Origin of the sequence: Mesorhizobium sp. M1E.F.Ca.ET.045.02.1.1 (assembly GCF_003952485.1) — a bacterium.
Taxonomy (GTDB): Bacteria; Pseudomonadota; Alphaproteobacteria; order Rhizobiales; family Rhizobiaceae; genus Mesorhizobium.
Window position 1 is genome coordinate 1,314,425 of the sequence record NZ_CP034447.1, and the last position, 13,027, is coordinate 1,327,451.

The following is a 13,027-nucleotide window of genomic DNA, read 5'->3' on the forward strand; positions in this document are numbered from 1 at the left end:
CGTGCCGCCCTTGGCACGGGACGCAGTTCAGATAAATTCCATTGTCGAGACTTGACGTGACCGAAGCAGGACTAACCATGCTCAATCGGACTGCGGACAATGTTGCCCGGGCCACGCCCGAGCCGTTGGCCAAGAGGATCCGGGGCATCAGCGACAAGGGCCTCGCCTGGCTGTTCATCTCGCCGACGATCCTTTTGTTGCTCGCCATCAACATCTTCCCGCTGTTCTGGGCGATCTATCTCTCCTTCACCAACTACCGCGCCAACCGTCCCAACGAGGCGGTGAAGAATCTCGGGCTCGCCAACTACCGGCGCATCCTCGGCGACCAGGACATCTGGATCGCCATGCAGACGACGGCGCATTTCGTGTTCTGGACCATCCTTCTGCAGACGGTGATCGGCTTTACGCTGGCCTGGCTGATCGACAGAAAATTCCGCGGCCACGCCTTCTGGACGACGATCATCCTGGTGCCGATGATGCTGTCGCCGGCGGTGGTCGGAAATTTCTGGCGCTTCCTCTACGAGCCGCAGATCGGGCTGTTCGCCTATGCGGTTTCGTTCCTAACAGGCATCCCGCCGACGAATGTGCAGATGCTGTCCAATGTCGAGTTGGCGCCGTGGGCGATCATCATCGTCGATACCTGGATGTGGACGCCCTACGTGATGCTGATCTGCCTCGCGGGCCTGCGCTCGATCCCCGAATATATCTATGAGGCGGCCGAGGTCGACCGCGCGTCCAACTGGCGGCAGTTCTGGTCGATCACGCTGCCGATGGCGCTGCCCTTCATCATGCTTGCGGTGCTGTTCCGCGGCATCGAGAACTTCAAGATGTTCGACATGGTGAACCTCCTGACCGGCGGCGGTCCGGGCTCGACCACCGAGGTCGCCTCGATCACGCTGAAGCGGCAGGCTTTCGAGAGCTGGCGCACCGGCTATTCCTCGGCCTTCGCCATCATCCTCTTCGTCGCCGTGTTTGGCCTCGCCAACATCTACGTCAAGGCGCTCAACAAGGTGAAGCAGAGATGAGCCTGACCACCGCCCATTCCGTCGTAGCGCCGTCGTCTAACGCGAAGCGGATCGCCGGCGCGCTCGTCGTCGGCTATGCGCTGATCTCGATCGTGCCGCTGTTGTGGATCTTCGCCACCAGCTTCAAGACGCCGCCGGATTCGATCGCCTACCCGCCGAAGATCGTGTTCCAGCCCAGCATCGAGGGCTATTGCAACCTGTTCACCACCCGCACCAGACAAACGCCGGAATATATCAACGCGCTCGGACCGGCGACCGGCTTCTGCGACGAGACGGTGCGCAAGCGCAACATGGTCATCGCCGGGCCGTCGAACTTCCTGCCGCGCTTCGTCAACTCGCTGATCATCGCCTTCGGCTCGACCTTCTGCGCGGTGTTCCTCGGCACGCTGTCGGCCTATGGCTTCTCGCGCTTCAAGGTGCCTTTAGCCGACGACCTTTTGTTCTTCATCCTGTCGACGCGCTTCATGCCGCCGATCGCGGTGGCGATCCCGATCTACCTGATGTACCGCGAGATCGGCCTTTCCGACACCGCGCTCGGCATGATCCTGCTCTACACCGCGGTCAACGTCTCTTTAGCCGTCTGGCTGCTCAAGGGCTTCATCGACGAGATCCCGCGCGAATACGAGGAAGCGGCGATGATCGACGGCTACACAAGGCTGCAGGCCTTCTGGCGCACCGTGCTGCCGCAGGCGACCACCGGCATTGCCGCGACCGCCATCTTCTGCCTGATCTTTGCCTGGAACGAATATGCGTTCGCCGCGCTTCTGACCTCCGGCACAGCGCAGACCGCGCCGCCCTTCATCCCGACCATCATAGGCGAAGGCGGCCAGGACTGGCCGGCGGTGGCCGCCGGCACGACGATCTTCCTGGTGCCGATCCTGGTCTTCACCATCCTGCTCCGCAAGCAACTCTTGCGCGGCATCACCTTCGGCGCGGTGCGCAAATGATAGATGTGGGACAAAGTCGACCCCCACTCCGTCGAGCTTCGCTCGACACCTCTCCCCCGATCGACGGGGGAGAGGAAGGGCGCGAACTTCATTCAGCCTGGCTCCCTTCCTCTCCCTCCGGAGGGGGGAGAGGTGGCGCTGCGAAGCAGCGACGGAGTGGGGGAACCACCTGGCAACCATCTCTCCCCCTAAACGGGGAGAAGGACGGGAGGAACGCATGAGCCGCACTGTCGTCTCCAAGCGCTCATCTTGGCCCCGCTGGGCAAGGCGCGGCCTGATGGAAAACATCGCCACCGCGATCATCGCCATCGGCTTCCTGATGCTGTTCCAGTCCTTCGCGCTGTCGCTCTACAGCTACTCCTTCGTCACCATGCTCGCCGGCACGGCCATGTTCATCATCGTCTCGAAGTTCCCGGAATAACCATGGCCGAGATCCGCGTTCAGAACCTGAGAAAAGCCTTCGGCGAGTTCGTCGCCGTGCAGGATTCCAACTTCGTCGTCGAGGACGGCGAATTCTTCGTCATGCTCGGGCCGTCGGGCTGCGGCAAGACGACGACGCTGAGGATGATCGCCGGCCTCGAGCTGCCGACCGGCGGCAAGATCCTGCTCGGCGGCGAGGATGTCACCATGCGCCGCGCCCGCGAGCGCGACATCGCCTTCGTCTTCCAACTCTTCGCGCTTTATCCACATATGAATGTGCGCAAGAACATCGGCTTTCCGCTCTTGGCGCAAGGCATGGCGTCGGCCGAGATCCGCGCCCGCGTCGAGGAAACGGCGAAGCTCCTGCGCATCGACCACTTGCTCGACAAGTCCGTCTCCGGCCTCGCCGGCGGCGACCGCCAGCGCGTCGCGCTTGGCCGCGCCATCGTGCGGCGTCCGAAATGTTTTCTCATGGACGAGCCGCTCGGCACGCTCGATACCGAATTCCGCGATTTGATGGTCCATGAGCTGCGCGAGCTGCACAACCGCATTCACGCGACCACGGTCTATGTCACGCACGACCAGATGGAAGCGATGTCGATGGCCGACAAAATCGCGGTGATGAACCACGGCGTGATCGAACAGTTCGGAAGCCCACGCGAAATCTACGACCGGCCCGCGACGATGTTCGTCGCCGACTTCATCGGCTCGCCGCCGATGAATTTCTTGCGCTTCGGCGGCGGGCTCGCCAGGGGCGCGAAGGAGATCGTCGTGCAGGGCGCCAAGGTGGCGGTGCCGGAGGTGCGCGAGGACGTGGCGCCCGCCGACATGGCGCTCGGCATCCGGCCCGAGCACATACGCTTCGACGATTCCTCCAAGCTGCGCGGCGCGATCTATGGCACCGAATATCTCGGCACCACGCAGATCGTCGCGGTGGAGACGGCCGACGGCGTCATCAAGGCCCGGGTGCCGGCCGGCATCCATCTCACCCCCGGCGAGCAGGTCGGGCTGGCGTTGAGCAGCGCGCGGCTGTCGCTGTTCGAGAAAGGCACTGGACGCGCGGTCAGGACCGCCATGCATGATCAGGCAGCGGAGGCGCGTCATGGCTGACGTCCACGTCCATCGGGCGACCAAGAGCTTCGGCGAGACAGTCGCCGTCAGCGATCTCGACCTTCAGATCAAGGACGGCGAATTCGTCGTGCTGCTCGGCCCGACCGGCGCCGGCAAGACGACGACGCTCAGGCTGATCGCAGGGCTGGAACGGCCTGACAGCGGCACGATCCGCATTGGCGGGCACGACGCGACGACGCTGTCGCCGGCCGAGCGCGACACCGCGTTCGTCTTCCAGCAATATTCGCTCTACCCGCATCTTTCGGTCTTCGACAATCTCGCCTTCCCGCTGCGCTCGCCGGCGCGGCGCTTTCCCGAAGAGGCGATCCGCCGCCGCGTCGAGGAAGTAGCGCGAATGGTGCGCATCGACCACAAGCTCCAGAATCGCTCGACCAGACTGTCGGGCGGCGAGATGCAGCGCGTCGCCATCGGTCGCGCCCTGGTGCGCAAGCCCGCGATCTACCTGATGGACGAGCCGCTGTCCTCGCTCGATGCCAAGCTGCGCGCCGATCTCAGGCTCGAGCTGAAGCGCATCCAATCCGAGCTCGGCGCCACCATGCTCTATGTCACGCACGACCAGATCGAGGCGATGACCATGGCCGACCGTATCGGCATCCTGGCCGATGGCGTGCTGGTGCAGATCGGCACGCCGCGCGCGATCTATTCGGAGCCGGCAAACCTTCATGTCGCGGCCCGTCTCGGCCAGCCGGCGATCAACCTGTTGCCGGCCGGGCTGCTGCCGGAAGGCGGCGCGCCGACCGGCACGACGACCATCGGCGCACGCACCGAGCATCTGTCGATCGAGAAGGCGGCGAATGGACATGCCGATGGCGTCGTCGACTGGGTCGAGCATCTCGGCGACCAGAACCATCTGCATGTGACGGTCGGGCCGAGGAAGCTGGTGACGCTGACCGATCCCGACACGCCACTCGAAAAGGGGGACAGAGTGACGATCCGCTATCGCTCGCCGCTTTATTTCGGCTCGGACGGGCAAAGGCTGATGTAGCCGGCGAACACACATCTTTTGACGACCCGCAGATACGGACTGGACTGAATCCATGAAGCACTTTTTCAACCGCAAGGACTCGATCGTCACCGAAGCGCTGGACGGGTTTCTCGCCACCGCCGGCTCCGGCACGCTGGCGCGCCTCGACGGCTACCCGGAGATCAAGGTCGTGCTGCGCGCCGACTGGGACAAGACGAAGGTCGCCGTCGTTTCCGGCGGCGGCGCAGGGCACGAGCCCTCGCATGCGGGCTTCGTCGGCGCCGGCATGCTGACGGCCGCCGTCTCGGGCGAGATCTTCGCTTCGCCCAGCGTCGAGGCCGTGCTGGCGGCGATCCGCGCCACGACCGGACCGGCCGGTTGCCTGCTGATCGTCAAGAACTACACCGGCGACCGCCTCAATTTCGGCCTCGCCGCCGAGAAGGCGCGCGCCGAAGGTTTTGCGGTCGAGATGGTGATCGTCGCCGACGACATCGCGCTGCCCGATATCGCGCAGCCGCGCGGCGTCGCCGGCACGCTGTTCGTGCATAAGATCGCCGGGCATCTCGCCGAAACCGGTCATGACCTGGCGTCGGTTGCTGCCGCGGCGCGCGCGGCGGCGAAAGACATTGTTTCGCTGGGCATCTCGCTCTCCTCCTGCTCGATCCCCGGACAGGCGCATGAAGACCGCTTCGGCGACGACGACGGCGAGCTCGGCCTCGGCATCCACGGCGAGCCTGGCGTCGAGCGCATCGCCCTGGAGGCTGCCAGCAAGCTGGTCGCCATCATGGCGGAACGCCTCGCGGCGCGGCTCGATCCGCACAGCCGTTACGCCCTGCTGATCAACAATCTCGGATCGGTGCCGCCGCTCGAAATGTCGCTGATCGCGAATGCCGTGCTGTCTTCGTCGCTGGCAAAGGCGGTGGCGCTGACGATCGGGCCTGGGCACCTGATGACCGCGCTCAACATGAACGGCTTTTCGCTGTCACTGATCAGGCTGGACGCGGACCGCGAGGCGGCGCTGCTGGCGCCCGTCGGCCCGCATGCCTGGTTGCCGGCAAAGCCGGTTCGCCAACCGGTCGTCTTGGCGGTCGCCAAGTCTGCCGGCCGCGATGCCGCCATGACGGCCAGCCGCGATCCCGGCGTCGAGCGGCTGATCACCGCGATCTGCGAGAAGCTGATCTCGCTCGAAGAACCCCTGAACAGCCTCGACGCCAAGGCGGGCGACGGCGACACAGGGTCGACGGTAGCAACCGGCGCGCGCAGCGTGCTCGACCGCGCCGACACGCTTCCGCTCGCCGACCGGGGCGCAACTCTCGCCACAATCGGCGATATATTGGGCACCTCGATGGGCGGTTCGAGCGGCGTGCTCTTGTCGATCTTCTTCACCGCGGCGGCGCAGTCGCTCAAGGGCGGAGCACCGCTCGGCAAGGCGTTGCTCGCAGGCCTCGACCGGATGACTTTCTACGGCGGCGCGAAGGTCGGCGACCGCACCATGGTCGATGCGCTGGAGCCGGCGCTGAAAGCGCTCGACGCAAGCGGGTTGGAAGCGGCCGCGTCGGCCGCGCGGCACGGCGCGGAGGCGACCGCCGCGATGCGGAGGGCGAAGGCCGGCCGCTCCGCCTATATCGGCCGGCAGCTTGACATCGCGGACCCGGGCGCCTTTGCAGTCGCCGAAGTGTTCGCGGCCGTGGCGGCCATGTTCGCCCCGGCATGAAGGACAGAGAATGGCCGCTTCCGATTTCTCCAGACTGATCGCGGCGGCGACGGATACGGTTGCGGCGCATGCCGACGAGTTGACAGCGCTCGATCAGGCGATCGGCGACGGTGACCATGGGCTCAATATGAGGCGCGGCTTCGAGGCCGTGCGCGCCGAGGCGGAGGCAATCGCTGCGAAACCGCTGCCGGATGCGCTGAAGGCGGTCGGCACCAAGCTGGTGATGACCGTCGGCGGCGCCTCGGGCCCGCTGTTCGGCACGCTGTTCATGGCGCTCGGCAAGGAACTGCCCGCGGTACCCGACCGCGCCGCGCTGACGGCGGCATTCGGCAAGGCGGTCGAAGCGGTTGCCGCGCGCGGCAAATCGCAGCCCGGACAAAAAACCATGCTCGACGTGCTGCAGCCGGTGTATGAGGCGCTGGCGCAAGGCAAAACTGCCACGGAAATCGCCGATACCGCCGATCGGGCGGCTGACGCCACCGTGCCGATGAAGGCCCTGCGCGGACGCGCCTCCTTCCTGGGAGAGCGCTCGATAGGGCATATGGATGCCGGGGCGCGCTCGACCGCGCTTCTGGTGCGCGCAGTCGCTGAAACCGTCGAGGATCGCCGATGAGCAATGTCGGTATCGTCATCGTATCGCATTCGCCGCTGGTCGCCGAAGGCACGGCCGACATGGTGCGCCAGATGGTGGGCGACGAAGTGCCGCTTGCATGGTGCGGCGGAAACGGCCATGGCGGGCTCGGCACAAGCGTCGAGGCGATCATGGGCGCGATCGACAAGGCCTGGTCGGAAGCGGGCGTCGCCATCCTGGTCGATCTCGGCGGCGCCGAGACCAACTCAGAGATGGCGGTCGAGATGATCGGCGAGCCGCGCTCCCACAAGATCGTCGTCTGCAACGCGCCGATCGTCGAGGGCGCCGTGATGGCCGCGACGGAAGCTTCCGGCGGCGCCTCGCTCAAGGAAGTGGTGGCGACGGCGCATGAATTGTCGCCGTCATGAAGGAACGGGAACCGACTGAATGTCCGCATCCGCCGAAGCCACTGTCCTGATCACCCACGAGGTGGGCCTGCACGCGCGCCCTTCGGTGAAGTTCACCAAGCTCGCCAAGTCGTTCGCGGCCGAGGTGGAAGTGGCGGTGGCCGCCAACGGCCCCTGGTTCGACGCCAAGAGCATCGTCAAGGTAATGGCGGCCAAGGCGCCCAAGGGAACCCTGCTGCACATAAGGGCGCGAGGTGACGGCGCCGAGCAAGTGGTCGGCGCACTGGTCGACCTGGTGCAGCGCGACTTCGACGAGGACAGGGACCATGCCCGGTCCGCTTGAGACGGGCAAAACGTGTCCGACATCCGCAAGGACTGCGGACCATGCGGATTGAAGGCGTTCCCGCCTCAGCCGGCTATGCCGAAGGGCCGCTGTTCGATCTCGACCGGCCGCCGGTTGCCTACAGAGGCAAGGCAAACGCGGCGGAGGAGAAAGCAGCGCTGCAGGCTGCGATCGAAAAGGCGGTGAGCCGGTTGACCGCGCTGATCGAAACCGCCGATGGCGACGCCGCCGGCATCCTCGAATTCCACATCGCCATGCTCCAGGACGATGCGCTGAGCGTTCCGGCCTTAGCATCGATCGGTTCAGGCGAACCGGCCGACGTTGCCTGGCGGCAGGCGCTGGATGCCGAAATCGCAGGCTACGAGGCTTCCGACCAGGACTATTTCCGGGCGCGGGCCGCCGACCTTCGCGACATCCGCGACCAGGTGCTGCACGCCTTGAGCGAGGACGGTGAGGCCGCAGCACCTGCCGGCGCCATCCTCTACGGCACGGACATCGCGCCGACGCGCTTCCTCGAAACAGACTGGAGCAGAGGCGGCGGCATCGCGCTCAAGGCCGGCAGCACGGCCAGCCATGTCGCCATGCTGGCGCGCTCGCGCGGCGTGCCGATGGTGGTGGGGCTTGGCGCTTTCGCGGATGAGCCCACGGGAGTCGCGCTTCTCGACGCCGAGCATGGCGGCCTTGTGTTCGCGCCGTCGCCGGCGGAATTCGAAGCCTTTAGGCGGTCGTCGTCCTCCTTCGCGGCGCGCCAGGGCAAGGCGCAGGCTTTTCTCTCCCAGCCGGCCATGACGGAAGCCGGCACGGCCGTGCGCGTTCAGGTCAACATCGCCTATCCTTCCGATGTCGACGGCATCGATATCGAGACCTGTGACGGCGTCGGGCTGATGCGGACGGAGTTCCTGTTCGGCGGGGCGCTGCCGGACGAGGAGACGCAGTACCATGCCTATCGCAAGGTGCTGGAATGGGCCGGAGAAAAACCGGTGACCATCCGCACCGTCGATGCCGGCGGCGACAAGCCGGTTCCCGGCTTCACCATCGCGGAGACCAACCCGTTCCTCGGCCTGCGCGGCATCAGGTTGTCACTGGCCAGGCTCGACATTTTCCGGATGCAAATCCGGGCATTGCTGCGCGCCGCCGTACACGGCAATCTGAAGGTCATGTTTCCGATGGTCGCCACCGCCGAGGAGTATGCCCAAGCCGCAGCGCTGTTTGCCGAGGAGCAGGCGGCGCTCGCCGCGCGCGGCATTGCGCACGAAATGCCGCCGCTCGGCATCATGGTCGAGGTGCCGTCTGTCGCCATCGCGCCGGAGGCATTCGCCAACGTCGCCTTCTTCTCGATCGGCTCCAACGACCTGACGCAATATGTGATGGCGGCGGCACGCGACAATGCATCGGTCGCGCATCTCAATTCGGTCCGCCACCCGGCAGTGCTGCGGCTGATCGCTTCGGTCGCGGCCTTCGGGCGGGAGAAAGGGATTCCGGTCAGCCTTTGCGGCGACGCCGGCGGCGACCCCGCCGCCATCCCGCTGTTGCTCGAGGCCGGCCTGCGCGACCTTTCGGTCGCGCCTGCCCAACTTGCCATGGCCAAGGCGGCCATCGCGGACGTTTCGGTATAAGCGCGGCATGGCCAAGGCAGCCAAGATACAGGAAGCCGGCTCGGAAGACGCTATCCGCGCCTACAAGACGATCCTGTCGCAGGTTATCGACCAGCGGCCATCGGGCATGCGCCAGCGCCTTGCCGACGCGCTCGGCAAGCATCGCAGCTTCGTCACGCAGATCTCCAGTCCGGCCTATTCGATACCGATCCCGTCAAAGCATCTGCCTTCTATCTTTTCCGTCTGCCATTTCAGTCCGGCCGAGCGCGACCAGTTCTTGGCCGCCTATCACCAGGCGCATCCGGGCAAGATGTCGGCGACTTCGGGTCCGCGCAAGACGCGCCACGTCTCGCTGATCGTGCCGGATTTCGGCGACGACAGGCAGAACGCCGCGCTCGACCGGGCGATCAACGAATTCATCCAGAAGATCACCAGCATCGCCGGCAAGGGCAGCGGCTGACGAAGCAATTCCGGGAAAAATATGCAGCGGTTTTCCGTTCGGAATTGCATATATCAAATCCAGGACTGTTCGGGAGGACGGCCATGAAGAAGTTCATCAACACGGTGGATACGATCCTCACCGAAAGCCTCGACGGTTTCGTCGCCGCCCATTCGGACATCCTCGCGCTCGGCGACGAACATAAATTCGTCCGCCGCAGAGAGCTCAAGCCGGGCAAGGTGGCGCTGATCTCGGGCGGCGGCTCCGGCCACGAGCCGCTGCATGGCGGGTTGGTCGGCCACGGCATGCTGGACGCCGCCTGCCCCGGCCAGGTGTTCACCTCGCCGACGCCGGACCAGATCCTGGCAGCGATGCAGGCGGTCGACACCGGCGCCGGCTGCCTGTTCATCGTCAAGAACTACGAAGGCGACGTGATGAATTTCGACATGGCCGCCGAGATGTCGGACGGCGTGCTGCAGGTGGTGACCAATGACGACGTCGCGGTCGAGAACTCGTCCTACACGACCGGCCGGCGCGGCGTTGCCGGCACGCTGGTGGTGGAGAAGATCGTCGGCGCCGCGGCCGAACAAGGCATGGCGCTGCCCGAGCTCAAGGCACTGGGCGACCGCGTCAACGGCGCGATACGCTCGATGGGCGTGGCGCTGACCAGTTGCACCGTGCCGGCGGCGGGCAAGCCGACATTAGAGATCGGCGACAGCGAGATGGAGTTCGGCGTCGGCATCCATGGCGAGCCCGGCCGGCGACGCGATGCGCTGAAGAGCGCCGACGCCATCGCCGAGGAGATCTGCACGGCAATCACCGGCGACCTCGGCGAACGCGCCGGAGGGCCGGCGCTGCTTTTCATCAACGGTTTCGGCGCCACGCCGTCGATGGAGCTTTACCTGATGTACAACAGCGCCCGCAAAATCTTCGAGAAGAGCGGCGTGACGGTGGCCCGCTCGCTGGTCGGCTCCTATGTCACCTCGCTCGACATGGCCGGCTGCTCGATCACGCTGGCCATGCTCGACGACGAGATGGCGGCGCTGTGGGACGCGCCGGTGCATACGGCCGCGCTGCGCTGGGGGATGTAGCTTCGCGCGGGCTTTTCTGCGACCATACTGGCCGAATTTGCATGCCATTCGCGACGTTGCCCGGTTGATGCTGCCTCCGCTCTCGCCTGCCGAAGAAAAACTGCTGCTCGAGTTCGCCGACCCCGAAGCGCCGGCTGACCGCGGACGCAATCTTGCGGCAAGCAGCTTGAAGGCGTTGCTTGCCAACGCGGAATTCCACGGCGTGCTGCCGATCATGCTGCGCAAGCTCAGGGAACGCGGCGACGCCGACCTGCCGGACGATGCCGCCTTGCAGCAGAAGCTCGCCGAGTTGCGCGACCAGGCGACGATCGCGACCGGACAGTCGATGCTGCTGCAATATCACGGCGATCGCATCATGAAGGCGCTGGCGGCGAAAGGCGTTGCGGCCCGCATCGTCAAGGGACCGGTCTTCGCGCGAAAACTCTACCGCCACGCCGCCGACCGGCCGTACACCGACATCGACATCCTGGTCGATCCCGCCGGTATCGACGCGGCCAACACGACGATCGCCGAATGCGGTTTCGAGCTTGCCAGCGGCGAGGCGCAATCGCATGAGCTGCAGGAGTTCAAATGGCTGGAGAAGGAAAACTCCAGTCTGCTGATCGAGCTGCACGGCAACCTGGTGCACGACACCGGCATGCGCCGGCGGCTGTCGCTCGGCTTCCGCGAGTTGCAGGCGATCGATGGCGGCGAGGCCGACACGCCGGCGTCACTGCTCGCCATTGCCATCGTTCACGCGGCCGGCGGCCACAAATTCCACCGGCTGCAGCTTTGCGTAGATGTGCTGCAGGGCGTGCGCGCGCTGCAGTCGCCGGAGGCGGAAGCGCGGCTGCTCGAGGCCGCGCGCATGACAGGCATCGAGCTCGAGCTGGCGACGGTGCTCAACGTGACCGGGCGCTTGTTCGACGAGCCACGCGCCATCGCGCTCGCCAATCGCATCAAGCCCGATCTTTCGATACGGCTCGCCAAATGGCTCATCACCGGAAACATGCTTCTTCGCGTGAATTCACGGGAAAAGATGCGCTCGCGCCTCAGCCGCGACGCCTTCCGCTGGATCCAAAGGTTGGCCCGGCCGAGGCCCTATCCGGCCTGAGCGGCTGCTATGATTTTCGGTGATCAAGAAAGGTACTGTCGCGCCGCGTTCCTTCACACCCCCCTCTGTCCTGCCGGACATCTCCCCCGCAAGGGGGGAGATTGGCAGCTTCGTCGGCGACGCTCTTCCTCCAACGTAGGAGATTGACGAAAGCGGCAGTGACGTCCGATCTCCCCCCTTGCGGGGGAGATGTCCGGTAGGACAGAGGGGGTACTGTCCCGCCAGCGTTTCGGATTTTCTGCACAGCGCTCTGAAGTCACCGCAATGACGGGCGTTTCCGCTAATCGCCAAGCATGCGGAACTAAGCCCGGCCCAACGCGGCGCGGATCAGCGCCGCTGCATCCGCCGGGCTCGCGCCGACCTCCAAGGTAAAGGTCGGGACCGCCTTGACCAGCGCCGCGATCATCGCCATGCGCCGTTTCTGCATCGCCAACAGACCGGTCATGCCGGTCCTGACATTGTCGGTGGCCAAAGCCACCATCGCATCGGTCCTGGCCATGGGCATGAGCCGGGTTTCGGCATTGGCCGAACGCGCAAGATGAAGGAGCGCCGAGACCGGTCTCGCGGTCGTGTCCTCGATGCGGATGATTTCGGCAAGACGCTCCAGCGGGACCGCCTGCTCGCCTTCGGCGTCCCATCTGTCGCCTAGACAGGGAGCAACGAACGGCAGCATAGCCGCGGTGTTGCGATGGACCTTCACTTTGCGCGGCATGCCCCAGGCCGTGATGCCATCCGATGCCGCCCGCAATATCATGACATCGTCCGAGCAAAGGCCGAAGCCTTGCGATGCCAGCGCCAGCGATGTCGTCGACTTGCCGGTGCCGCTCGGGGCATGGATGAGAACCAGGCCGTCGCGGTCCGGCAGGGTGAGGCCGGCGGTGTGGAGCATGTGCTGTCCGCCCGCATCGAGCGCGGCATCCAGCACCATCATCAGCAATGTCCATTTGACCTTGCTGTCGGGATGCACACGGATTTCAGCCCAGCCTTCGTCGGCATGGACCGAGGCCATCTGAAGAGCAGGGAAGATCAGGTGAACGATGTCGCCACCGTCGATCAGCCGGCAATGGCCGTCCAGCGGCACCTCGCCTTCGAAAGCGAGCTTCCCTTGAGGGTTTTCCGGCAGTGCCGACGTTTCGACGATATTGATGCGAAAGCCGGGTTCGACGGGGTCGCTGACGCGCAAGGTGCCGAGCATCAGGTCGAAGCTTGGCCAGAGCTCGGCGCGCGACGCGGATATGCTGATGATCTGGCCGTTGAGGTCATAGCAGAAGGTGGTTGCCATGCTAC

The 13,027-nt window shown here is 65.4% G+C and carries 14 protein-coding genes; 13 read left to right on the forward strand and 1 reads right to left on the reverse strand.

The genetic code is table 11. From position 1 onward, the window contains the following. The first annotated feature begins 56 nt into the window (after positions 1 to 56). The 13 genes from EJ070_RS06120 to EJ070_RS06180 all read left to right on the forward strand — a co-directional run bounded on the left by EJ070_RS06120 (position 57) and on the right by EJ070_RS06180 (position 11,740). The gene (locus tag EJ070_RS06120) at positions 57 to 1,025 is read left to right on the forward strand and encodes a sugar ABC transporter permease (RefSeq protein ID WP_189350405.1); all 969 of its coding nucleotides are present in this window, start codon (positions 57 to 59) and stop codon (positions 1,023 to 1,025) included. Next, positions 1,022 to 1,972 (forward strand): carbohydrate ABC transporter permease, encoded by a 951-nt coding sequence (locus EJ070_RS06125; RefSeq protein ID WP_126090528.1) that lies wholly within the window; start codon positions 1,022 to 1,024, stop codon positions 1,970 to 1,972. Before EJ070_RS06120 ends, EJ070_RS06125 begins: the two co-directional genes overlap by 4 nt. Positions 1,973 to 2,189: 217 nt before the next feature. Beyond that, a complete protein-coding gene (locus EJ070_RS06130) occupies positions 2,190 to 2,393 on the forward strand; it encodes a hypothetical protein (RefSeq protein ID WP_126090529.1) in 204 nt (67 codons plus the stop codon). A 2-nt stretch (positions 2,394 to 2,395) separates the two neighbouring features. Continuing rightward, positions 2,396 to 3,502: an ABC transporter ATP-binding protein gene (locus EJ070_RS06135; protein WP_126090530.1), complete on the forward strand. Its 1,107-nt coding sequence runs from the start codon at positions 2,396 to 2,398 to the stop codon at positions 3,500 to 3,502. Then, positions 3,495 to 4,508, forward strand: coding sequence for an ABC transporter ATP-binding protein (locus tag EJ070_RS06140; protein WP_126090531.1), 1,014 nt, complete (start codon positions 3,495 to 3,497; stop codon positions 4,506 to 4,508). Before EJ070_RS06135 ends, EJ070_RS06140 begins: the two co-directional genes overlap by 8 nt. A gap of 52 nt (positions 4,509 to 4,560) precedes the next feature. Then, on the forward strand, positions 4,561 to 6,201 hold the full coding sequence (locus EJ070_RS06145) for a dihydroxyacetone kinase subunit DhaK (protein WP_126090532.1): 1,641 nt from the start codon (positions 4,561 to 4,563) through the stop codon (positions 6,199 to 6,201). 10 nt (positions 6,202 to 6,211) lie between these two features. After that, positions 6,212 to 6,814 (forward strand): dihydroxyacetone kinase subunit DhaL, encoded by a 603-nt coding sequence (gene dhaL, locus EJ070_RS06150; protein WP_126090533.1) that lies wholly within the window; start codon positions 6,212 to 6,214, stop codon positions 6,812 to 6,814. Next, entirely contained in the window at positions 6,811 to 7,200 is a 390-nt protein-coding gene (gene dhaM, locus EJ070_RS06155) for a dihydroxyacetone kinase phosphoryl donor subunit DhaM (RefSeq protein ID WP_124999764.1), read from the forward strand. Before dhaL ends, dhaM begins: the two co-directional genes overlap by 4 nt. Before the next feature lie 19 nt (positions 7,201 to 7,219). After that, the gene (locus EJ070_RS06160; protein WP_126090534.1) at positions 7,220 to 7,522 is read left to right on the forward strand and encodes an HPr family phosphocarrier protein; all 303 of its coding nucleotides are present in this window, start codon (positions 7,220 to 7,222) and stop codon (positions 7,520 to 7,522) included. A 41-nt stretch (positions 7,523 to 7,563) separates the two neighbouring features. Continuing rightward, positions 7,564 to 9,138 (forward strand): phosphoenolpyruvate--protein phosphotransferase, encoded by a 1,575-nt coding sequence (gene ptsP / locus EJ070_RS06165; protein WP_126090535.1) that lies wholly within the window; start codon positions 7,564 to 7,566, stop codon positions 9,136 to 9,138. 7 nt (positions 9,139 to 9,145) lie between these two features. After that, a complete protein-coding gene (locus EJ070_RS06170; protein WP_126090536.1) occupies positions 9,146 to 9,577 on the forward strand; it encodes a hypothetical protein in 432 nt (143 codons plus the stop codon). Positions 9,578 to 9,660: 83 nt separating this feature from the next. Then, positions 9,661 to 10,647 (forward strand): dihydroxyacetone kinase subunit DhaK, encoded by a 987-nt coding sequence (gene dhaK / locus EJ070_RS06175; protein WP_126090537.1) that lies wholly within the window; start codon positions 9,661 to 9,663, stop codon positions 10,645 to 10,647. 67 nt (positions 10,648 to 10,714) lie between these two features. Next, positions 10,715 to 11,740, forward strand: coding sequence for a nucleotidyltransferase family protein (locus EJ070_RS06180; RefSeq protein ID WP_126090538.1), 1,026 nt, complete (start codon positions 10,715 to 10,717; stop codon positions 11,738 to 11,740). 301 nt (positions 11,741 to 12,041) lie between these two features. Here EJ070_RS06180 and EJ070_RS06190 read toward each other — a convergent pair whose 3' ends face one another. Further along, positions 12,042 to 13,022 (reverse strand): serine kinase, encoded by a 981-nt coding sequence (locus EJ070_RS06190; RefSeq protein WP_126090539.1) that lies wholly within the window; start codon positions 13,020 to 13,022, stop codon positions 12,042 to 12,044. Positions 13,023 to 13,027 lie beyond the last annotated feature (5 nt).

Bases quoted from the DNA above. Each gene is read 5' to 3' on its own strand.
- EJ070_RS06190 (WP_126090539.1), bottom strand. From the start codon at position 13,022: ATGGCAACCACCTTCTGCTATGACCTCAACGGCCAGATCATCAGCATA.
- EJ070_RS06140 (WP_126090531.1), top strand. From the start codon at position 3,495: ATGGCTGACGTCCACGTCCATCGGGCGACCAAGAGCTTCGGCGAGACA.
- EJ070_RS06170 (WP_126090536.1), top strand. From the start codon at position 9,146: ATGGCCAAGGCAGCCAAGATACAGGAAGCCGGCTCGGAAGACGCTATC.
- dhaM (WP_124999764.1), top strand. From the start codon at position 6,811: ATGAGCAATGTCGGTATCGTCATCGTATCGCATTCGCCGCTGGTCGCC.
- EJ070_RS06125 (WP_126090528.1), top strand. From the start codon at position 1,022: ATGAGCCTGACCACCGCCCATTCCGTCGTAGCGCCGTCGTCTAACGCG.
- dhaL (WP_126090533.1), top strand. From the start codon at position 6,212: ATGGCCGCTTCCGATTTCTCCAGACTGATCGCGGCGGCGACGGATACG.
- EJ070_RS06180 (WP_126090538.1), top strand. From the start codon at position 10,715: ATGCTGCCTCCGCTCTCGCCTGCCGAAGAAAAACTGCTGCTCGAGTTC.
- EJ070_RS06160 (WP_126090534.1), top strand. From the start codon at position 7,220: ATGTCCGCATCCGCCGAAGCCACTGTCCTGATCACCCACGAGGTGGGC.
- EJ070_RS06145 (WP_126090532.1), top strand. From the start codon at position 4,561: ATGAAGCACTTTTTCAACCGCAAGGACTCGATCGTCACCGAAGCGCTG.
- EJ070_RS06135 (WP_126090530.1), top strand. From the start codon at position 2,396: ATGGCCGAGATCCGCGTTCAGAACCTGAGAAAAGCCTTCGGCGAGTTC.
- EJ070_RS06130 (WP_126090529.1), top strand. From the start codon at position 2,190: ATGAGCCGCACTGTCGTCTCCAAGCGCTCATCTTGGCCCCGCTGGGCA.
- ptsP (WP_126090535.1), top strand. From the start codon at position 7,564: ATGCGGATTGAAGGCGTTCCCGCCTCAGCCGGCTATGCCGAAGGGCCG.
- dhaK (WP_126090537.1), top strand. From the start codon at position 9,661: ATGAAGAAGTTCATCAACACGGTGGATACGATCCTCACCGAAAGCCTC.